General features: G+C 60.6%; 16 protein-coding genes and 1 pseudogene. 3 read left to right on the top strand and 14 right to left on the bottom strand.

Features of this window, described 5'->3' with window-relative positions:
- Window positions 1-19 precede the first annotated feature (19 nt).
- From AAEZ10_RS11695 to AAEZ10_RS11720, 6 genes are all read right to left on the bottom strand, one after another.
- A complete protein-coding gene (locus AAEZ10_RS11695) occupies window positions 20-1,261 on the bottom strand; it encodes an SfnB family sulfur acquisition oxidoreductase (protein WP_350569294.1) in 1,242 nt (413 codons plus the stop codon).
- A gap of 264 nt (window positions 1,262-1,525) precedes the next feature.
- On the bottom strand, window positions 1,526-2,290 hold the full coding sequence (locus AAEZ10_RS11700) for a hypothetical protein (RefSeq protein WP_243241528.1): 765 nt from the start codon (window positions 2,288-2,290) through the stop codon (window positions 1,526-1,528).
- A 462-nt stretch (window positions 2,291-2,752) separates the two neighbouring features.
- Entirely contained in the window at window positions 2,753-3,502 is a 750-nt protein-coding gene (gene tcyN / locus AAEZ10_RS11705; RefSeq protein WP_071174057.1) for an L-cystine ABC transporter ATP-binding protein TcyN, read from the bottom strand.
- Between the two features lie 4 nt (window positions 3,503-3,506).
- On the bottom strand, window positions 3,507-4,172 hold the full coding sequence (tcyL, locus tag AAEZ10_RS11710) for a cystine ABC transporter permease (protein WP_016772200.1): 666 nt from the start codon (window positions 4,170-4,172) through the stop codon (window positions 3,507-3,509).
- A complete protein-coding gene (gene tcyJ / locus AAEZ10_RS11715) occupies window positions 4,172-4,972 on the bottom strand; it encodes a cystine ABC transporter substrate-binding protein (RefSeq protein WP_016772199.1) in 801 nt (266 codons plus the stop codon). The genes tcyL and tcyJ overlap by 1 nt, the downstream gene beginning before the upstream one ends.
- A 347-nt stretch (window positions 4,973-5,319) precedes the next feature.
- Window positions 5,320-6,318 carry a D-cysteine desulfhydrase gene (locus tag AAEZ10_RS11720; protein WP_350569297.1) on the bottom strand — a complete coding sequence of 333 codons (999 nt, stop codon included), beginning with the start codon at window positions 6,316-6,318 and terminating at the stop codon, window positions 5,320-5,322.
- A gap of 191 nt (window positions 6,319-6,509) precedes the next feature.
- Here AAEZ10_RS11720 and epsC point away from each other — a divergent pair, with 191 nt between their 5' ends.
- Both epsC and betT read left to right on the top strand, forming a co-directional pair.
- Complete coding sequence (epsC, locus tag AAEZ10_RS11725) at window positions 6,510-7,436, top strand: serine O-acetyltransferase EpsC (protein ID WP_073471516.1); 927 nt, start codon at window positions 6,510-6,512, stop codon at window positions 7,434-7,436.
- A 473-nt stretch (window positions 7,437-7,909) separates the two neighbouring features.
- Window positions 7,910-9,871 carry a choline transporter BetT gene (gene betT / locus AAEZ10_RS11730; RefSeq protein WP_160768576.1) on the top strand — a complete coding sequence of 654 codons (1,962 nt, stop codon included), beginning with the start codon at window positions 7,910-7,912 and terminating at the stop codon, window positions 9,869-9,871.
- A gap of 24 nt (window positions 9,872-9,895) precedes the next feature.
- On the opposite strand, the pseudogene AAEZ10_RS11735 reads toward betT, so the two are convergent.
- Window positions 9,896-10,155: pseudogene (locus tag AAEZ10_RS11735) on the bottom strand (hypothetical protein).
- 540 nt (window positions 10,156-10,695) lie between these two features.
- On the opposite strand from AAEZ10_RS11735, the gene mgrA reads away from it, so the two are divergent.
- Window positions 10,696-11,733, top strand: coding sequence for an L-glyceraldehyde 3-phosphate reductase (gene mgrA, locus AAEZ10_RS11740; RefSeq protein WP_016772192.1), 1,038 nt, complete (start codon window positions 10,696-10,698; stop codon window positions 11,731-11,733).
- Between the two features lie 130 nt (window positions 11,734-11,863).
- Here the strand turns inward: mgrA and tauD are convergent, their stop codons facing one another.
- From tauD to AAEZ10_RS11775, 7 genes are all read right to left on the bottom strand, one after another.
- A complete protein-coding gene (gene tauD, locus AAEZ10_RS11745) occupies window positions 11,864-12,706 on the bottom strand; it encodes a taurine dioxygenase (RefSeq protein ID WP_323167887.1) in 843 nt (280 codons plus the stop codon).
- Window positions 12,707-12,850: 144 nt separating this feature from the next.
- Window positions 12,851-13,684 (bottom strand): taurine ABC transporter permease TauC, encoded by an 834-nt coding sequence (gene tauC / locus AAEZ10_RS11750; RefSeq protein WP_350569300.1) that lies wholly within the window; start codon window positions 13,682-13,684, stop codon window positions 12,851-12,853.
- Window positions 13,681-14,475 (bottom strand): taurine ABC transporter ATP-binding subunit, encoded by a 795-nt coding sequence (tauB, locus tag AAEZ10_RS11755; RefSeq protein WP_350569302.1) that lies wholly within the window; start codon window positions 14,473-14,475, stop codon window positions 13,681-13,683. The genes tauC and tauB overlap by 4 nt, the downstream gene beginning before the upstream one ends.
- Window positions 14,476-14,490: 15 nt before the next feature.
- A complete protein-coding gene (tauA, locus tag AAEZ10_RS11760; protein WP_350569304.1) occupies window positions 14,491-15,468 on the bottom strand; it encodes a taurine ABC transporter substrate-binding protein in 978 nt (325 codons plus the stop codon).
- 329 nt (window positions 15,469-15,797) lie between these two features.
- On the bottom strand, window positions 15,798-17,381 hold the full coding sequence (gshA, locus tag AAEZ10_RS11765; protein ID WP_073471520.1) for a glutamate--cysteine ligase: 1,584 nt from the start codon (window positions 17,379-17,381) through the stop codon (window positions 15,798-15,800).
- 304 nt (window positions 17,382-17,685) lie between these two features.
- Window positions 17,686-18,069, bottom strand: a complete 384-nt coding sequence (locus tag AAEZ10_RS11770) for a PaaI family thioesterase (protein WP_071174065.1) — start codon at window positions 18,067-18,069, stop codon at window positions 17,686-17,688.
- Window positions 18,069-20,393 (bottom strand): Tex family protein, encoded by a 2,325-nt coding sequence (locus AAEZ10_RS11775; protein WP_110644785.1) that lies wholly within the window; start codon window positions 20,391-20,393, stop codon window positions 18,069-18,071. The genes AAEZ10_RS11770 and AAEZ10_RS11775 overlap by 1 nt, the downstream gene beginning before the upstream one ends.
- Between the last annotated feature and the right edge of the window lie 117 nt (window positions 20,394-20,510).

Below are 20,510 nucleotides of genomic sequence, written 5' to 3' on the forward strand. Positions count from 1 at the left end.
CTCCAGATGACTGGTCGTCTCAGATCCAGGAATGGCGAGCCGGCAAAGTGCCGTTCAGGCGATAGGCGCCGACCGCGTGATATTTCCAGCGCACCGGGTCGTGCAGGGTGTGCACGCGGGCGTTGCGCCAGTGGCGGTCGAGATTGAATTCGGCAAGGGTCGCGCGGCTGCCGGCCAGTTCGAAGAGCTTTTCGCTGGCCAGCAGCGAAATCTCGGTGGTCAGCGCTTTCGCTTCGGCCACGGCGATCGAAGCGCGTGCCGCCGATTCGGCAGTCAGCGGCGCGGCGTGGACGTCATCGAGCACTTTTCCGGCCTTGCGCAGCAGCGCTTCGGCGGCGTGCAGTTCGATTTTCAGTTTGCCGATATCGGCGATCACGTAGAGGTCATCGCTGGCGCGCTCGACCTTGGCGTCGATCCATGGCCGTGCGCGGGTTTTGACGAAGTCGATGGCGTCGTCGATGGCGCCACGGGCGATGCCGGCGTCAATGGCCGCTTGAATCAGCTGCGACACTGCGCCCTGGGTGTTCGGCTTGTCGTTGATCTTCCAGTTGTCGATGACCAGGCTCGACTCGACGCGCACGTTGTTCAGCAGGATCGTGCCGCTGGCGGTGGTGCGCTGACCGAAGCCCGACCAGTCATCGACGATGCGCAACCCCGGCGTGCCGCGACGGACGAAGGCCAGCACTTGCTTGCCGTCATCGTTGAGCGCTTTCACCGCGACCCAATGCGCAAACAGCGCGCCGGTGGAGTAGAACTTCTGGCCGTTGATTACGTAATCGTCGCCGTCAGCGGTGATCCGCGCCTTCAGTTCCAGGGTGTTTTTCGTGCCGCGTTCCGGGCCGGCATTGCCGATGCGCCAGCCTTCCAGAACACTCTGGAACAGCTGCTTTTTCTGCGCTTGGGTGGCGGTGCCGAGCAGCAGATGGATGATGCCGAACTGGTTCTGCGGGATCTGTCCGAGCGCCGGGTCGGCGGCAGAAATGATCGCAAATACTTCGGCCAATGTGACGAAGGAAACCTGCGGGCCACCGTATTCGCGCGGGATGGCAATACTGCCCAGACCGCTGCGGGTGAACTGTTCGATTTCCGACCATGGCAGCTTGCGCTGACGGTCGCGTTTGGCCGCCTGCACACGGGCGGCTTGCGCCAGCTCGTGGGCGGCCTTGATCGCTTGAGCGTCGTTGCGCAGTACTTGCGCGGGCAACAACAGCGGGGCGATGTCCAGATCGGACTGCACGTTGGCATCTGCAAGACTGGACATCAGTGCCGCTCCCTGGCTGCACGCAATGCCCTGGCGATATGCACTGGGGTGATTGTGTTCCGGACCATACCTACCTCACATCTCATGAAAAACGCCGCGAAGTGCGACGATTGAAAGAATGTCCGGTGGTCCGGTGTATATACCCTAAGCGTGTATAAAAATTAAATAAACTAACTTTTAGGAATATGCATAGAAGGGGGGGATGTTCGGCTTGGTTAACGAGTTTCAGGTGAGAGGTTACTGACCTCCCACCTTGGGCAGGTATCACTTGGTACGCGATTCGGCAGCCTTGAATTCGGGTTTCAACGGGACTTTTACGTACGGATTCACGCAACCGATTTTCAACGTGCGCGGCGGTGCCCAGCGCGAGTTGTTACCGACCCGGTCGAGGATGCAGTAGGTCACGTCCAGCCGCAGGTCTTCGCCCGCTTCGACAATGACCGCCGGTGGCACCCAGACCTGAATCGGCAGCCCGACATCGGCCGCAGTGAGCGCCGCCAGATCCATGCGCACATCGCCCCAGCGCAATGTGATGGCGTCGTCTTCTGCCATGTTCAGATAAGGCTCGATGGTCAGCGGCACGCCGCGTTTGATCTGGCTGGGGTTCACGCCCTGACGGCGAATCGCTTCGGGGATGATCACTGGTGCCAGTTGCTGGTTTTCGTCTTCGCACTGCCCAGTGGGCTGACCACCGGGGCAATCGAGTTTGACCTGCACCCGGGTCGCCGCCGACAGTGCCGGACCCTGGCCGACCTGCATCACGCGGTAGTGAATGCGCGCGGTGCCATTGGTGATGAAACTCTCCGGCACCCGCAGGCTCACTGACTCGCCCACATCGGCCGCGCTGAGGACTTTTGACGCGACATAGCATTTGTTCCAGAACAGTTCGATCAGATCGCCAACGTCCATGTCGCGGTAGGGCGGTACATCGATCAGCAGATGGGCCGCTGTCGCCTGGTTGATGCCGGTTTTTTGTGCGCATGCCAGCGTTGGCGCTGCAAGTTCGGGGGTGTGCGAAGTGCGGGTCATCGGTTTCTCTCCTTGAAGTCTTGCAGCGAAATCCGTTTCTGGACAACAAAAAAGACGCGAATCAACTGGCAATAAGAGCGAAAACTATTTGTTCGATTTTAGTGCGAGTTGTTTGAACTAATTGGCGCCGGTTGCCGACTAGATAAAAGTCTGCGGAGAGGGGTGTCAATAGAGGGGCTTAGTTAATGCGTGAATTACAAGTTAATCAGAAAGCTCCTACGTCACCTAGGCAATATACCTAGTGGTACGCGCGAAACCAGCTACAGATAAACGGCTATTGCGCAGGGTTTTGCGCGGGTTTGTTCGCAGGCAAACGTATGAAAATATGACGAGTCGAAGATGCGCGTAACCGTTGCGCAATATATATCTGCGCTCGCAAGTAACAAATGTAGAGAAGATTGAAATGCCGGGAGAGAGGTAACTTCCATCCGTGGAAGTGGAGGGGTATTACTGAGGAAGTTGTCAGGCGTGATTCAGAAACTTGCTGAGAAACTGTTTGGTGCGTTCTTCTTTCGGGTCGGCAAACAGTGCCTTGGCTTCACCCTGTTCAACAATTACGCCCTTGTCGAAAAACACCACGCGATTGGCCACGTCACGGGCAAAACCCATTTCGTGGGTGACAATCACCATCGTGCGATTTTCTTCGGCAAGACCGCGAATGGTCGCCAGCACTTCACCGACCAGTTCCGGGTCGAGCGCTGAAGTCGGTTCGTCGAACAGAATCACTTCCGGCTCCATCGCCAGCGCCCGGGCAATCGCCACGCGCTGTTGCTGGCCACCGGAGAGACGGCGCGGGTAGGCGTCCTCTTTGCCGGCAAGCCCCACTTTGGTCAGCAGCTTTTTACCCAGAGCAACTGCCTGGTCGCGCGGCATCTTCTTGACCACGATCGGGCCTTCGATGACGTTTTCCAAAGCAGTGCGGTGGGGGAACAGGTTGAAGTTCTGGAACACGAAGCCGACGTGCTGGCGCAGGTTGCGCACCAGACTCTGCTGCTGGTTCAGCGGGCGGCTGGTATCGATTTCGATATCGCCGACCTTGATCCGGCCGCTGGTGGGTTCTTCAAGGAAATTCAGGCAACGCAGGAACGTCGTTTTCCCCGAGCCACTGGGGCCGATGATCGCGACGACTTCGCCTTCCTTTACCTCAAGGTCGATGCCGTTGAGCACGACCTGACCCTTGAATTGCTTGGTCAGTTTTTCCACGACAATCATCGCGTCAGGACTCCTGGTCGTGCCGATTGACCCGCTCTTCCAACTTGTTCTGCAAGTGCGAAAGCACCGTGGCCAGAATCCAGTAGATCAGCGCGGCGGCAAGATACATGGTGAAGACTTCGAAAGTCCGGGCGGTAATCAGCTGCGCCTGACGGAACAGCTCCGGCACCTGAATGGTCGCGGCCAGCGCCGTGTCCTTGACCAGCGAAATGAAGCTGTTGCCCAGCGGCGGCAATGCCGTGCGCATCGCTTGCGGCAGGATGGCCCGGCGCAGGGTCTGCGCGCGGGTCATGCCGATACTCGCAGCGGCTTCCCACTGACCGCGTTCGATCGAACCGATCGCGGCACGGAGGATTTCACAGGCGTAGGCGGCCATGTTCAGCGAGAAACCGATCAGTGCTGCCGGCAGCGGATCAAGCTCCATGCCCAGTTGCGGCAAGCCGTAATAGATCACGAACAGCTGCACCAGCAATGGCGTACCGCGAAAGAACGACACGTAGATGCGGGCCAGCCAACTGACCGATTTGAAGCGCGACAGGCGCATCAGCGCAAGGCCGAAGCCCAGCAGCAGACCGAAGAACATCCCGCCGAGGCTGAGGACTACCGTGTAGTACGCGCCCTTCAACAGAAAGGGCGCGGAATCCAGCGCGAGTTGGAAAGCCTCTTCCATTATTTAGTGACGTCTGCGTTGAAGTATTTCTTCGACAGTTTCTCGAGAGTGCCGTCAGCACGCAGTTCGTCGAGCGCCTTGTTCACCGCAGCCAGCAGTTCAGGCTCGCCTTTGCGCAGGGCGATACCGGATTCCTGACGCGAGAAGGCCTCGCCGGCAGCCACGGTTTTCGGGGCTTTCTTGGCGTATTCGAGGGCAGCCAGACGGTCGATCAGGATGGCATCGGTACGACCGTTGTTGAGGTCGGCGAACTTGGTCGGATCATCATCGTAGGTGCGCACGTCAGCACCCGGCACGTTGGCGCGAACCCACTGCTCGTAGTTGGTGCCCAGGCCGACACCGACTTTCTTGCCGGACAGGTCAGCGGCAGTCTTGATGTTCAGCGCCGACTCTTTGCTTTTCAGCACGAGGGCCTGGATGCCAGAGACGGTATACGGTTCGGAGAAGTCGTACTTCTTCTTGCGCTCGTCGGAGATGGTCACTTGGTTGACCACCAGATCCAGACGTTTGGATTCAAGTGCGGCGAGGATGCCGTCCCATTTGGTCGGCTGGATCTTGGCTTTGACGCCGAGCTTTTGCGCCAGCGCTTCGGACAGCTCCACTTCGAAACCGGACAGCTTGCCGTTCTCGTCGACGTAGCTGAACGGTGGGTAAGTGCCTTCCAGGCCGACGTTGAGCACGCCTTTGTCCTTGATCTGTTGCAACTGCTCACCGGCCACTGCCTGACCGATCAGGCCAGCGCTGAGCGCAAGACCCAGCGAACCGACCAGCAGAGTGCGACGTAGTGCGGAAAAATTCATGACAAGCCCCTGTGTTTTCTTATGGAAGACGCTTAAGGAATGTAGGCAAATTGGTGATTTGAACGACAGCGCTATCCTGCCTTAAAGCAGCTTAAGCGTCTCGCCCGAAATTCGCCTGCGGCGAGACTATAAGATGTCTGTTTTAGACTTGAAAATACTAGATTGTGTTTCTTTTAGGGTTTTTTGGAATATGCGTCCATTCAGTTGTGGCGAGGGGATTTATCCCCGTTCGGCTGCACTACAGTTGCAAAGTCCTGCGACGTGTACTCACTTGCGAAAGCAAGGGGCCGCTCCGCGACCCAACGGGGATAAATCCCCTCGCCACAGGTAACTGCAATCTGGCGTGATCATCTTGTCAGAAAATCCTTGTAGGCAAACAACGCCGGGGCGCCGCCGGTGTGCAGGAAGATGATCGGGCCGTCATCGAAGCGCTGCCGGCCGATCCCGTCGAGCAGACCGGCCATGGCCTTGCCGGTGTAGACCGGGTCAAGCAACAGACCTTCCTGTGCGGCCAACAGTTTCACCGCCGCCAGCGTTCCGGCATTCGGCTCGCCATAACGCGGGGCGAAATATTCGTCCCACAGCTCGACCTTGAAGCTGGCCGGCAACTTGACGCCCAGCAGCTCAGCGGTGCGTTCGGCCAAACCCTGGACCTTCGGCCGCTGGTCTTCTTCACTGCGCGAAACGGTCACGCCGATCACCGGCAGTTGCGGCAGCGCCTCACTCAGCGCCAGTCCGAGACCACTGTGAGTACCGGCGCTGCCTGAAGCCAGCACCACCGCGGCGAAATCGAGGCCGCTGTCCTTGATCTGCTCAGCCAGCTCCAGCCCGGCGCGCACATAACCCAGAGCACCAAGGGCGTTGGAGCCGCCAATAGGCACCAGATACGGCTTTTTGCCGTTGCTGCGCAGGCGCACGGCCAGGGCGGCCAGTTGTTCGTCGGCATTGTCGAGGTTGTCGACCAGTTCGACTTTGGTGTCGAACAGATCGAGCAGCAAGCGGTTGCCGTTGCCGGTGTAATTTCCGTCATCAGTGCCCAGCGGGTTTTCCAGCAGCGCCACACAACCGAGGCCGAGTTTCGCCGCCAGTGCGGCGGTCTGGCGCACGTGGTTCGATTGCAGCGCACCGGCAGTGATCAGCGTGTCAGCACCTTGCGCGAGCGCGTCGGCGGCGAGGTATTCGAGTTTGCGCAGCTTGTTGCCGCCCATCGCCAGCGGCGTCAGGTCATCGCGCTTGATGTACACCTCGCGACCAAGCCAGGTGGACAGGCGTTCGAGTTTTTCCAGCGGAGTAGGGTGGCTCAGCAGTTCGAGACGGGGGAAACGTTGCAGCTGTTGTTTGATCATGAGTCCGTACTGGCGCAGAAGAATGAAAGGGACTATAGGCACGCGTTTTTGCCCGGGCAACCGCCAATCGCTTATAGCCAAATGGACTGAGGCCAGCACTATCGGTTCTTAATTCGTCGGCAAAGGCATGCCGTAAAGTAGGCGCCGATGACGCGGCCAGACAGTCCGGCCGCCCGTGAGGAGTCTTTACCGTGAGCGAGCGTTCCAGCCATTGGCAATTGCACACCATCGTCAGCCAGCTGCGCAGCGCGCGGGATCAGTGGCGCGCACAGAATGGTCGCGCTTCAGGGGAGCAGGGCGGCCGCGAATTGCCATCGCGAGCGGCGATGGCGGAAATCCTTGAGGCGCTGTGTGGTGCGCTGTTCCCGATGCGTCTGGGGCCGGTCGATCTGCGTGAAGAAAGTGAAGATTTCTACGTCGGCCACACGCTTGATGTAGCTCTGAACGCATTGCTGGCGCAGACGCGCCTGGAGCTGCGTTACGTCGCTCGCCACAGCGCGCAGGACGACAGTGAAGTCGAGACCCGCGCCATTCAGATCGTGCAGGATTTCGCCTTGGCTTTGCCGGGCCTGCGCACGCTGCTCGACACCGATGTGCTGGCGGCCTATCACGGCGACCCGGCGGCACGCAGCGTTGATGAAGTGCTGCTGTGCTATCCGGGCATTCTTGCGGTGATTCACCATCGCCTCGCGCACCATTTATACCGTGCCGGGCTGCCGCTGCTGGCGCGGATCAGCGCGGAAATCGCCCACTCGGCGACGGGCATCGATATCCACCCGGGCGCGCAGATCGGCCGCAGTTTCTTTATCGATCACGGCACCGGTGTAGTGATTGGCGAAACCGCGATCATTGGTGAGCGAGTGCGGATTTATCAGGCGGTGACCCTGGGGGCCAAGCGCTTCCCGGCGGATGAGGACGGCCAGTTGCAGAAGGGCCATCCGCGTCACCCGATCGTTGAGGATGACGTGGTGATTTACGCCGGGGCGACGATTCTCGGACGGATCACCATCGGCAAGGGCTCGACCATTGGCGGCAACGTCTGGCTGACGCGCAGTGTGCCGGCGGGGGCGAATCTGACGCAGGCAAATCTGCAGCATGATGACGGGACGCAGAAGTAGGCCGTGGAATCCTTTTCCCCTCACCCCAGCCCTCTCCCGGAGGGAGAGGGGGCCGACCGAGGTGTTTTGCGTCATACATCGACCTGAAATACCGGGTCGATTATGGATTCGGCACGGTTTCCTCAGGTTGGCGCACATTCTGAACATCCCCCAATCAGTCCCCTCTCCCTCTGGGAGAGGGTTAGGGTGAGGGGCTTTTGATTCTTGTTTGGCGCAGTGAACGAATCTCACAAAACCCGCGTCATAAACCTCCTCGGGCGCTGTAGGAAACCTACCGCCCAGCCCTGCGATTAGTCCTTACCACCCCATTCATGTTTAACTTGAACGTTCATTCAAGTTAAACCGGTGGTTCGCTGCCCGCTCACAACAGGAGGCTTGCCTTTGCTGAGTCCGATCATTTCAGCCACGTTTCAACCCTTCGAGGTGCACGTTTCATGAGTGCATCGTCTACCCCCGCCAGCGGTCTGGTACGCATGAATCCGCCGGTGTTCTACTTCGCCGCGACGGTCATTCTGCTGTTTGGTCTTGTCGTCATCGCCATCCCCGAACAGGCCGGCGCCTGGTTGCTGGAAGCGCAAAACTGGGCGGCTAATACGGTCGGCTGGTACTACATGCTCGCGATGACTCTGTATCTGGTCTTCGTGGTGGTCACCGCGTTATCCGGCTACGGCAAGATAAAACTCGGTGCCGACCACGACGAGCCCGAATTCAGTTACCTGTCCTGGGCCGGCATGCTGTTCGCCGCCGGGATCAGCATCACGCTGTTTTTCTTCTGCGTTTCCGAACCGCTGACCCACATGCTGCAGCCACCGCAAGGCGAGGCCGGCACGGCGGATGCGGCACGCCAGGCGATGCAGATCCTGTTCCTGCACTGGGGCCTGCATGGCTGGGGCGTGTTTGCCTTTGTCGGCATGGCACTGGCCTATTTCGCTTATCGGCACAATCTGCCGCTGGCCCTGCGTTCGGCGCTGTATCCGCTGATCGGCAAACGCATCAACGGCCCGATCGGCTACGCAGTCGATGGCTTCGGCATCATCGCCACGGTGTTCGGCCTTGGGGCCGACATGGGCTTCGGTGTGCTGCACCTCAATTCGGGCCTGGATTATCTGTTCGGCATCGCCCATACCCAGTGGATTCAGGTCGGCCTGATCACGCTGATGATGGGCGCGGCGATCATCGTTGCGGTCTCCGGTGTCGATAAAGGCGTGCGGGTGATGTCCGACATCAACATGCTGCTGGCCTGCGGGCTGCTGCTGTTCGTGTTGTTTGCCGGGCCGACACAGCACCTGCTCAACACCCTGATCCAGAACGTCGGCGACTACCTCGGCGCCCTGCCGATGAAGAGTTTCGACCTCTACGCCTACGACAAACCGAGCGACTGGCTGGGTGGCTGGACGGTGTTCTACTGGGCGTGGTGGATTGCATGGTCGCCGTTTGTGGGCCTGTTCATTGCGCGGATTTCCCGTGGTCGCACCATCCGTGAATTCGTCTTCGGCGTGCTGTTGATCCCGCTCGGTTTCACCCTGGCGTGGATGTCGATCTTCGGCAACAGCGCCCTCGATCAGGTGCTCAATCACGGCATGAGCGCGCTGGGCATGTCGGCCATCGACAATCCGTCGATGAGCATTTATCTGCTGCTGGAAACCTATCCGTGGAGCAAGACCGTCATCGCCGTGACGGTGTTCATCAGCTTCGTGTTCTTCGTGACCTCGGCGGACTCTGGCACCGTGGTCCTCTCGACCCTGTCGGCGAAGGGCGGCAATCCGGATGAAGACGGGCCGAAATGGCTGCGGGTGTTCTGGGGCGCGATGACCGCGCTGATCACCAGTGCGCTGCTGTTCTCCGGCAGCATCGATGCGCTGAAGTCGGCGGTGGTGCTGACCTCGTTGCCGTTCTCGTTGATTCTGCTGCTGATGATGTGGGGCCTGCACAAGGCGTTCTATCTGGAATCGCAGAAGCAGATCGCGCAGTTGCATTCGCTGGCGCCGGTCTCCGGTTCGCGGCGTGGCACCGGTGGATGGCGTCAGCGTCTGAGCCAGGCCGTGCACTTCCCGTCCCGCGATGAGGTGTACCGCTTCATGGAAAGCACGGTGCGTCCGGCAATCGAGGAAGTGACCGCCGTGTTCGTCGAAAAAGGTCTGCACGTCGTCACCCAGCCGGATCCGGCGCATGACAACGTCAGTCTGGAAATCGGCCATGGCGAGCAGCATCCGTTCATCTATCAGGTGCAGATGCGCGGCTACTTCACGCCATCGTTCGCGCGCGGCGGCATGGGTTCCAAGCAACTCAACAATCGTCGCTACTACCGCGCCGAAGTGCACTTGAGCGAGGGCAGTCAGGACTACGATCTGGTCGGCTACACCAAAGAGCAGATCATCAACGACATCCTCGACCAGTACGAACGGCACATGCAGTTCCTGCATCTGGTGCGTTGATCGACGGCTGCGCGCCGGGTCTGCTCAGGACTCGGCGCTCAGCAGCATGAACAACACCATTGCTGCTGCCGGCATGCCGAATACCCCGCTGCCAAGCGCTATTTACGAACCCAGCGGCCGCCCGCATGAACTACGCCGACTGCGCCATTGATCAGGGTCATCGCAAGCCATAGCGCTGCGAAGCGGTAGGCCATGGTCTGGCGGCTGAAGCCAATGGGGTCGCCGATGTAAAGCATCAGTGCGAGCAGGACCAGGCCGGAGAAAGTGATGATGGTGATGTGCATGGCAGTTTTGGCCTGGTGAATGGGTGTTGCCTGCTCGGCCGCCTTCGCGAGCAGGCTCGCTCCTACAATGGATCTCGGCTGGACATGAATTTCATGTTCACAGGAGAACTCTGTGGGAGCGAGCCTGCTCGCGAAGGGGCCAACTCGGTGTCACTTTGAGCATCGCCAATCCAGCGAGGCTGAAGCGCAGGAAAAAATGTGAAACGTTTCAGCAATTGGTCCAACCCGAGGTCGGCGTCGCGCCGCTTGGGCGTATGCTGGGCGGGTTGTTCAGAATTGGATATGAAGGCCGGACGTTGCGGCAGAACCTGGGGCTGGTTCGACCTGCAAATCGCTTTGCCTGATTGATGGGGCTTTTGTGGCGAGGGGATTCATCCCCGTTCGGCTGCGAAGCAGTCGTAAAACCAGCGCGCCCGGTACAGCTGATTCACCGAGGTTTCAGGTTTTGGGGCGGCTTCGCCACCCATCGGGGATAAATCCCCTCGCCACATAGTTTGGTTTCACCCTCAATCTGCTGTTAATCAAACAAGAGAGGATTCGATGACTTACACCGCTGCCGAAAACCGCTACGACTCCATTCCTTACCGCCGCGTCGGCCGCAGCGGTCTGGTGCTGCCGGCATTGTCGCTGGGCCTGTGGCACAACTTTGGCGACAGCACTCCGATCGAGACCCAGCGTGCCTTGCTGCGCACCGCGTTCGATCTGGGCATCAACCATTTCGATCTGGCCAACAACTACGGCCCGCCATACGGCAGCGCCGAGATCAATTTCGGTCGCCTGCTGCGTGAAGACTTCAAGCAGTATCGTGACGAGCTGATCATCTCCAGCAAGGCCGGTTGGGACATGTGGCCCGGCCCGTACGGCCAGGGCGGCGGTTCGCGCAAATACGTGCTGGCGAGCCTCGACCAGAGCCTGCAACGCCTCGGTCTGGACTATGTGGACATCTTCTATTCGCACCGCTTCGACCCGGACACCCCGCTGGAAGAAACCGCCAGCGCCCTCGCCACCGCCGTGCAGCAGGGCAAGGCGCTGTACATCGGTATCTCGTCCTATTCCGGGGTGAAAACCCGAGAAATGGCCGCGCTGCTGAAAGAGTGGAAAGTGCCGCTGCTGATTCATCAGCCGGCGTACAACCTGCTCAATCGCTGGGTGGAAAAGGATCTGCTCGATACCACTGACGAACTCGGCACGGGCGTCATCGCCTTCACGCCGCTGGCGCAGGGTTTGCTCACCGACAAATACCTCAACGGCGTGCCGGCCGATGCGCGAGTCAATCGTCCCGGCGGTGGTTCGTTGCAGGCTTCGCACTTGTCCGAGGCCAACATCGCTCACGTGCGAGCGTTGAACGAGATCGCCCAGCGTCGCGGCCAGAGTCTGGCGCAACTGGCATTGGCGTGGACCCTGCGTGATCCACGAGTGACCTCGGCACTGATCGGCGCGAGCCGGCCGGAGCAGATCATCGAGAACGTCGGCGCGCTGAAGAATCTGAATTTCAGTGCTGAAGAGCTGGCGGAGATTGATCGGTTTGCCCAGGAGGGCGGGATCAATCTTTGGGAGAAGCCTTCAACAGCCGAATAAGCCGCTGAGAGGATCGTTCCCACGCTCTGCGTGGGAATGCCGCCCGGGACGTTCTGCGTCCCATCTAAAGCCGAACGCGGAGCGTCCGTTGATGCATTCCCACGCAGAGCGAGGGAACGATCATCAGCTATCACTTGAAGAACGGCACATCCCCCAACACCGTCGCCCGCTGCATCACCCGCCGCGCCGGTCGATAATCATCCACCGCGTAATGCTGCGTCACGCGGTTATCCCAGAAGGCGATGTCGTCCTTCTGCCAGCGCCAGCGAATGGTGAATTCCGGCCGTGTCGCGTGGGCGAACAGATACTTCAGAATCGCCTCACTCTCGGTTTCCGACAGCTCGTTGATCTTCGAGGTAAACCCTTCATTGACGAACAGTGAGCGCCGGCCGCTCACCGGGTGCGTACGGATCACCGGGTGCGACAGCGGCGGATTCTTGCGCCGCGCTTCTTCCCACTGCGCCAGCGCTTCAGGCGTGTTGCCGTAGCGCTCGAGTGGAAACGATCGGGTGAAATCGTGGGTGGCGCTCAGACCTTCGAGCAGGGTTTTCATCGGCGCCGACAACGCTTCATATGCCGCGATTCCGCTGGCCCACAACGTGTCGCCACCGAACTCCGGCAGCAACTTGGCGCTGAGCACCGCGCCCATTGCCGGCGTCGGCAGGAAGGTCACGTCGGTGTGCCAGATCGCGTTATCGCGCACGTCGGTGACGGCGGTGTCGAGGATCAGCACTTCCGGTTGTTCCGGCACGTTCGGGTAGATCGGATGAATGTGCAGGTCGCCGAAATAATGCGCGAAGCGTGCCTGTTGCGCTGGCTCGATCGGCTGGTTGCGGAAGAACAGCACCTGATATTTGAGCAACGCCTGTTCGATGGCGTCGCGGTGTTCCAGGCTTAGCGGCTGGCTAATGTCGACGCCACTGATCTGCGCGCCGAGGGCCGAGCTTAATGGGGTGATGCTGAGGGTGCTCATGGTCGTTCTCTTCGAATTCGGAGTGTCATGCTTTTGTGGGAGCGAGCCTGCTCGCGAATGCAGAGTGTCAGGCGACAGTGCAGTGACCGATCTGACGCTTTCGCGAGCAGGCTCGCTCTCACAGGGGAATTTTCACAAGGCGATTTAGTGCGTCTGGCCGTGCCACGGCACCAGTCTGCGCTGCAACGCGCGCAGGCCCATTTCCATGGCGAAGGCGATCAGGGCGATGACCAGAATTCCCAGCACCACCACATCGGTGACCAGGAATTGCGCGGCCGACTGCACCATGAAACCCAAGCCGCTGGTGGCAGCAATCAGTTCGGCCGCAACCAGCGTCGACCAGCCGACGCCCAGACCAATACGCACGCCAGTGAGAATGTCCGGCAGAGCGCTCGGCAAAATCACATGGCGAATCAACTGCGAGCGCGTCGCGCCCAACGACTGCGCCGCGCGCAGTTTTGCCGGATCAACCGTGCGCACACCCGTCGCGGTGGCGATGGCAATCGGGGCGAAAATCGCCAGATAGATCAGCAGCACTTTCGACAACTCGCCGATGCCGCACCAAATCACGATCAGCGGCAGATAGGCCAGCGGCGGGATCGGGCGGTAGAACTCGATCAGCGGATCGAGCACACCACGGGCGATGCGGTTGGCGCCGATGGCAATGCCCACCGGCACGGCGGTCAGAATCGCAAAAGCGAGACCCAGACCGATGCGGCTGAGGCTGGCACCGAGGTGCTGCCACAAAGTCGAATCCATGTATCCGGAGGTCGCCAGCAACCAGCCCTTTTGCAGGACGGCGGAGGGTGGCGGCAGGAACAGCGGCTCGATCAGGCCGGTAGCGGTCACCGCCCACCAGACCGCCAACAGGCCGAACAAGGTCAGCAGGCTGATCCAGCGAGTGCTGAGGCTGCGACGCACCTGGATGCTCACCGAAGGTGTTTTCACCGCCGCAGCGGAAACGTCGTAACTGCTCATGCGTGCTCCTGCCGGGGTACGGCGCTGCGTTGCGAGAAGACTTTGCTCAGCACGTGCTCGCGGGTTTCGATAAAACGCGGATCGGACTTGATCGCGCGGGCCGACTCGCCAGCGGCATAGCGCTGACCAAAATCCAATTGCAGGCGCTCGACGATCTGCCCTGGATTCGGTGCCAGCAGAATCAGGTCCGTGGCGAGGAACACCGCTTCTTCAATGTCGTGGGTAATCAGAAAAACCGGTTTGGCAGTGCGTTGCCAGACTTGCAGCAACAGCTCCTGCATCTGCTCGCGAGTGAATGCATCAAGCGCACCGAACGGCTCGTCCATCAGCAACACGCGCGGGTCGGCGGCGAGGGCACGGGCGAGGCCGACGCGTTGTTTCTGACCACCGGACAATTGCCAGATGCGCCGGTCTTCGAAGCCGGCGAGATCGACCAGCGCGAGCATTTCACGGGCGATTTTTTCCCGCTTGTCCTTGCCGACACCGGCCAGTTCGAGGCCGAAGGCGACGTTGGCCAGCACGTCCTGCCAAGGCAGTAAAGCGTCGTCCTGAAACACCACGCCACGTTCGGCGCTCGGGCCTTTGACCGGCACGCCGTCGAGGGTGATACGCCCGGCACTCGGTTCGACGAAACCGGCAATCAGGTTCAACAGCGAAGTCTTGCCACTGCCGGACGGGCCGAGGGCGACCAGCAACTGCTGCGGCCCCAGGGTCAGAGAAATATCCGCCAGCACCGGCTCCGGGCTGCCCGGGTACTGTGCGCTGATGCGCTCCAGCTGTAGCAAGGCCATCGCTGTATCTCCCGATCAGTTGGTGATGTATTTGGCGCTGACGTAAGGCGCGTAGTCCGGCAGGACGGCGTCGACCTTGCCTTGCTCCTTGAGGAACGCGGCGGTGTCAGTGATGGCTTTGGTGGTCGGCGCGCCGAGGTCACTGACCTGATCCGCCGCCAGCGAGTAGACGTTGCCCTGCAGCAGCAATGGGATGTCGCTGGCCTTGGCGCCGGAGAGTTTGACCAGTTTGTCTACGTTGCTCTGATTGGCCAGCCAGGCCTGCGGATCCTTGCGGTAATCGGCGTAGGCGTCGAGGGTGACCTTGGCGAACGCGGTGACGATTTCCGGGTGCTTTTCGGCGAAGTCTTTGCGCACGATCCAAGCATCGAACGTAGGCGCGCCGAACTTGGCCAGCTCGCCGGAGGTGATCAGCACTTTGCCGTTTTCCTTGGCCACGCCCAGTGCCGGATCCCACACGTAAGTGGCGTCGATGTCGCCGCGTTTCCACGCCGCGATGATGGCTGGCGGCGCGAGGTTGAGCACGGTGACTTTCGACGGGTCGATGTTCCAGTGCTTGAGCGCGGCGAGCAGGCTGTAGTGCCCGGTGGACACGAACGGCACGGCGATTTTCTTGCCGATCAGATCCTGCGGAGTCTTGATGCCGGAGCCGTCGCGCGCGACCAGTGCTTCAGCGGCGCCGATCTGCGTGGCGATGAGGAAGGTTTCGACCGGCACTTTGCGGGTGATCGCGGCGGTCAACGGACTCGAACCGAGATAGCCGATCTGCACATCGCCGGACGCGATGGCGGCAATGATATCGGCACCGTTATCGAATTTGCGCCAACTGATGTCAGCCTTGGTGGCTTTCTCGTAGGCGCCGTCGGCCTGCGCGACTTTGGCCGGGTCGACGGTGGTCTGGTAGGCGACGGTGAGATCGGCCGCCTGGGCCAGGAAGCTTGCAGCGGCCAGTGAGGCGGCGGCGAGCAGACGAAGCGGGGAATTCAGTTTCAATTGAGAGCTCCAGATCAGGCGACCGAATGTCGGCGTGAGTGGAGACTAAATGATCTAATAATCCCGAAATAAATAACTTTTTCGAATGAGCTTATGAGCGGAAAAATCTAAGGATAGGAGAGGGTGTGGGGATTTCGGATGATTCGTTCGACGTCAGAACTTTGCCCCCTCACCCCAGCCCTCTCCCCCAAGGGGGCGAGGGGGAAAGGGAGCTGATCTTCATGCTTTTCAAGGCCTGAGTTCGGCCCGGTATTTCAGGTCGGTGTAGCTCGCAAGAACAACGCGGTCAGTCCCCTCTCCCTTTGGGAGAGGGTTAGGGTGAGGGGCTTTTAATTGCTGATGGCGAGGATGCTCGCCTGATACGCGCCGACAAACACATCGAAATCGCCGACTTCGTTCTGCTCAAGCTCGGTCTGCTGCGCCAGCGATGCGCGCGCCAGTTGTTCAAACTTCGCTTGCTCGTCAGCTGCCAGCGGCTCGCTGCGGAAGAACTCGGCATGGGCCTGGCTCTGGCGCAGGGAGAATTGGGCAAAGCTTTCCTTGTGCTCGGCCATGGCCGCCAGCACCTGCGCCGATGGTGTCAGCGACGGGTCGTTGACCTTGGCCAGTTGCGCATCCAGGGCCTTGCTGTGGGCATCGCCGCCGACGCTCTGGTCGAGCATCGCCGCCAGCGGAGCAATCTGTTCCAGCAGTTCGGCCGCCCATTGCTTCATCTCGACCGGCTGACCGTCACGCTGCAATTGCAGGCCCGGACGGCGACCTTCCTTGACCACGCTGAGGAAGTTCGAGGTGGCGTTGCCGCACGAAGTGTTGGTCAGCAGCGGACTGTCGTTCAACGCGCAATACAGCAGGAAGGCGTCGATGAAGCGCGACTCGGTGAGGTCGATGCCCATCGGCAGGAACGGGTTGATGTCCAGGCAGCGCACTTCGACGTACTGGATGCCGCGCGCCATCAACGCCTGGATCGGCCGCTCGCCGGTGTAGGTCACGCGTTTCGGGCGGATGTTGGAGTAGTACTCGTTTTCGATCTGCAGGATGTTGGTGTTGAGCTGCACCCACTCGCCATCCTTGTGCGTGCCGACTTCCACGTATGGCGCGTAGGGCGTGGCCACCGCTTCGCGCAGGCTGTCGGTGTAGCTGGTGAGATCGTTGTAGCACGGTGTCAGGCCGGCCTGGGCGTTGCTCTGATAACCGAGATCGCTCATGCGCAGGCTGGTCGCGTATGGCAGATACAGCGTGTCCGGATCGAGCTGTTCGAGCTGATGCGAACGCCCACGCAGGAAACCGGCGTCCAGCGCCGGCGAGGCACCGAACAGGTACATCAGCAGCCAGCTGTAGCGACGGAAGTTGCGGATCAGCGCGATGTAGGACACCGACTGGAAATCGCGATCGGTGCCGACGAAACCTTCGGCCTCGCGCAGCAATGGCCAGAGTTGTTCCGGCAGGGAAAAGTTGTAGTGAATACCGGCAATGCACTGCATGGTCTTGCCGTAACGCAGGGCCAGGCCCTTGCGATAGACGTACTTGAGCTGACCGATGTTGGAGGTGCCGTAATAGGCAATCGGGATGTCTTCCTCGGCCGGCAGCGGGCACGGCATCGATGGACTCCACAGGTACTCGTTGCCGAGTTTGCTGTAGGCAAAACGATGAATCTTGTCCAGGCTCGCCAGCGTGTCGGCCGGATCCGGCAGGGCAGGCGTGATGAATTCCAGCAGCGACTCGGAGTAGTCGGTGGTGATCTGTTCGTTGGTCAGCGCGGAACCCAGGGCTTCGGGGTGCGGCGTTTGCGCCAGGCGACCTTCACTGGTCACGCGCAGGCATTCACGTTCGATACCGTGCAGGCACTGCTTGAGCAGAGAGAGGTTAGCGCGCTCGCCGAGCAGAGCCAGGCGGCGGTTGAGAAGTTCGCTCAATTTGGATTCCTTCACGCGTCAGTCGCCCCAATATGGGGGTGGGCAAGACGGTCTACAAGGGTGAAGTTGAAACTGGCGTTATCGCCTGGTTTTTCGGGCCTGTCAGCCCCCGTTGAATCGCCAACTCCATTCCCTGAATCTGGCGGATGCACGCGAACTGTGGGAGCGAGCTTGCTCGCGAAGGCGGATTGTCAGGCGACTTGAGGCTGACTGAAATGCCCTCTTCGCGAGCAAGCTCGCTCCCACAGAAAAGCTCGACGCTGCGATCACAGCGCCGAAATTAACTCAAAATGATGAGCAACATCTACAGGACAGCGAAGGTGCCTTGCGCTTTTGCGACCAGTTTGTCGCCCTGCATCACCTCGGCTTCGACCACCAGCGTGCGCCGGCCCGGGTGGATCACCCGCGCCGTGCACAGCACCTCGCCCTCGGAAACGGCGCGGATGTAGTTGATCTTGCATTCGATGGTCGCGCTCTGCTGATCGAAACCATGGCTGCTGGAGCAAGCCAGGCCCATGGCAATGTCGACCAGACTGAACAGCGCGCCGCCGTGCAGTTTGCCGCCGCGGTTGCGCAGTTCGGGCTCAAGCGCCAGGGCGACCTGCGCCACCCCGGTTTCGAGACTGTGCAGGCGACAGCCCAACAACTTGAAAAACGCGCTCTCGACGAGCCCGGCCGGCATGTCCATCAGCGTTTCTTCAACTGCTTGGCGTTGGCGAACAGCGAGGCCATCGCATTGTTCACCGGCGCGGCGGTGGCGGTTTCCTTGCGCGGCGCGTTGCCCGAAGACTGGCGCGGTGCCGAGCCCGGACGCGAGCCACGGGCGCCATCGATTTTCTCGCCGGGAGTGTCACTCATGCGCATCGACAGGCCGACGCGTTTGCGCGGAATGTCGACTTCCATGACCTTCACTTTCACCACGTCACCGGCCTTTACCGCTTCGCGCGGGTCCTTGATGAACTTCTCCGACAGCGCCGAGATGTGCACCAGACCATCCTGATGCACGCCGATGTCGACGAACGCACCGAACGCCGTCACGTTGGTCACCACGCCTTCAAGGATCATCCCCAGTTGCAGATCCTTGAGGTCCTCGACGCCTTCCTGGAACTCGGCGGTCTTGAACTCCGGGCGCGGATCGCGACCGGGTTTTTCCAGTTCTTGCAGGATGTCCGTGACGGTCGGCAGACCGAAGGTTTCGTCGGTGAATTTCTTCGGATCCAGGCGCTTGAGGAACGCGGCATCGCCGATCAGCGAACGGATGTCGCGGTCGGTTTCAGCGGCAATGCGCTGCACCAGCGGATAGGCTTCCGGGTGCACCGCCGACGAATCCAGCGGGTTGTCGCCGTTCATCACGCGCAAGAAACCGGCGGCCTGTTCGAAGGTTTTTTCGCCCAGACGCGCGACTTTCTTCAGCGCTGCACGGGTCTTGAACGCGCCGTGTTCGTCACGGTGAGCAACGATGTTCTGCGCCAGCGTTGCATTGAGGCCGGAAATCCGCGCCAGCAATGCCACGGAGGCAGTGTTCACATCCACGCCCACGGCGTTCACGCAGTCCTCGACCACGGCATCCAGACCGCGCGCCAGTTTCAGCTGCGAGACATCGTGCTGGTACTGGCCGACACCGATGGATTTCGGATCGATTTTCACCAGTTCGGCCAGCGGATCCTGCAAGCGACGGGCGATCGACACGGCGCCGCGGATCGACACGTCCAGATCCGGGAATTCCTTGGCCGCCAGTTCCGAGGCCGAGTACACCGAGGCGCCGGCTTCGGACACCATGACCTTGGTCATTTTCATCGCTGGATATTTTTTGATCAGCTCGATCGCCAGCTTGTCGGTCTCGCGGCTGGCAGTGCCGTTACCGATGGCGATCAGGTCCACCGAGTGCTTGGCGCACAGGGCGGCGAGAATGGCGATGGTCTGATCCCATTTATTGTGCGGCACGTGCGGGTAAACCGTGGCGTGATCGAGCAGCTTGCCGGTCGAGTCGACCACGGCCACCTTGCAGCCGGTACGCAGGCCCGGGTCGAGGCCCAGGGTTGCGCGCGGACCGGCCGGAGCGGCCAGCAGCAGGTCGTGCAGGTTGTGTGCGAACACGTTGATCGCTTCGGTTTCGGCGCCATCGCGCAGCTCGCCCAGCAGGTCGGTTTCCAGGTGGGTGTAGAGCTTGACCTTCCAGGTCCAGCGCACCACTTCACCGAGCCATTTGTCCGCCGGGCGGTTCTGGTTCTGGATGCCGAACTGCTGGCCGATCATGCCTTCGCACGGGTGCATCGTGCCGGGCAGCTCATCGCCGACTTTCAGCGCGGAGCTGAGAATGCCTTCGTTGCGGCCACGGAAAATCGCCAGGGCGCGGTGCGACGGCATGCTTTTCAGCGGCTCGTCGTGTTCGAAATAATCACGGAACTTGGCGCCTTCCTCTTCCTTGCCAGCGATGACGCGGGCACTGAGGATCGCTTCCTGTTTGAGGAAATTACGCAGTTTTTCCAACAGGCTGGCGTCTTCGGCGAAGCGCTCCATGAGGATGTACTTGGCGCCTTCCAGCGCAGCCTTTACATCGGCCACGCCTTTTTCGGCGTCGACGAAGCGCGCGGCTTCGGTTTCCGGCGACAGGTTCGGGTCGTTGAACAAGCCGTCGGCCAGTTCGCCGAGGCCGGCTTCGAGGGCGATCTGGCCCTTGGTGCGGCGCTTCTGCTTGTACGGCAGGTACAAGTCTTCGAGACGGGTCTTGGTGTCGGCGAGCTTGATGTCGCGCTCAAGGGCAGGGGTGAGTTTGCCTTGCTCCTCGATGCTGGCGAGGATGCTGATGCGCCGTTCGTCGAGTTCTCGCAGGTAGCGCAGGCGCTCTTCCAGATGACGCAACTGGGTGTCATCGAGGCTGCCGGTGACTTCTTTCCGGTAACGGGCGATAAAGGGAACGGTAGAACCTTCATCGAGTAGCGCGACGGCCGCTTCGACCTGTTGTGGGCGTACGCCGAGTTCCTCGGCGATGCGGCTGTTGATGCTGTCCATAAAACCACCTGACATAGTATGAAAGCAGGCTCGCAGGCACGCAGATAATGGCCTGGAGGCTGATTGAGCGGCTGGAAAATTGCCGCTGCCTGGATCAAGAAGCTGCCCATTGACCCG

It is taken from the genome of Pseudomonas sp. H26/SER47-MNA-CIBAN-0231, assembly GCF_040310465.1.
Taxonomy (GTDB): domain Bacteria; phylum Pseudomonadota; class Gammaproteobacteria; order Pseudomonadales; family Pseudomonadaceae; genus Aquipseudomonas; species Aquipseudomonas atacamensis.

What these genes read in the sequence shown, in the direction of transcription:
- AAEZ10_RS11695 (WP_350569294.1), bottom strand. Translation starts at nt 1,261, where the DNA reads ATGTCCAGTCTTGCAGATGCCAACGTGCAGTCCGATCTGGACATCGCC.
- AAEZ10_RS11700 (WP_243241528.1), bottom strand. Translation starts at nt 2,290, where the DNA reads ATGACCCGCACTTCGCACACCCCCGAACTTGCAGCGCCAACGCTGGCA.
- tcyN (WP_071174057.1), bottom strand. Translation starts at nt 3,502, where the DNA reads ATGATTGTCGTGGAAAAACTGACCAAGCAATTCAAGGGTCAGGTCGTG.
- tcyL (WP_016772200.1), bottom strand. Translation starts at nt 4,172, where the DNA reads ATGGAAGAGGCTTTCCAACTCGCGCTGGATTCCGCGCCCTTTCTGTTG.
- tcyJ (WP_016772199.1), bottom strand. Translation starts at nt 4,972, where the DNA reads ATGAATTTTTCCGCACTACGTCGCACTCTGCTGGTCGGTTCGCTGGGT.
- AAEZ10_RS11720 (WP_350569297.1), bottom strand. Translation starts at nt 6,318, where the DNA reads ATGATCAAACAACAGCTGCAACGTTTCCCCCGTCTCGAACTGCTGAGC.
- betT (WP_160768576.1), top strand. Translation starts at nt 7,910, where the DNA reads ATGAATCCGCCGGTGTTCTACTTCGCCGCGACGGTCATTCTGCTGTTT.
- mgrA (WP_016772192.1), top strand. Translation starts at nt 10,696, where the DNA reads ATGACTTACACCGCTGCCGAAAACCGCTACGACTCCATTCCTTACCGC.
- tauD (WP_323167887.1), bottom strand. Translation starts at nt 12,706, where the DNA reads ATGAGCACCCTCAGCATCACCCCATTAAGCTCGGCCCTCGGCGCGCAG.
- tauC (WP_350569300.1), bottom strand. Translation starts at nt 13,684, where the DNA reads ATGAGCAGTTACGACGTTTCCGCTGCGGCGGTGAAAACACCTTCGGTG.
- tauB (WP_350569302.1), bottom strand. Translation starts at nt 14,475, where the DNA reads ATGGCCTTGCTACAGCTGGAGCGCATCAGCGCACAGTACCCGGGCAGC.
- AAEZ10_RS11770 (WP_071174065.1), bottom strand. Translation starts at nt 18,069, where the DNA reads ATGGACATGCCGGCCGGGCTCGTCGAGAGCGCGTTTTTCAAGTTGTTG.
- AAEZ10_RS11775 (WP_110644785.1), bottom strand. Translation starts at nt 20,393, where the DNA reads ATGGACAGCATCAACAGCCGCATCGCCGAGGAACTCGGCGTACGCCCA.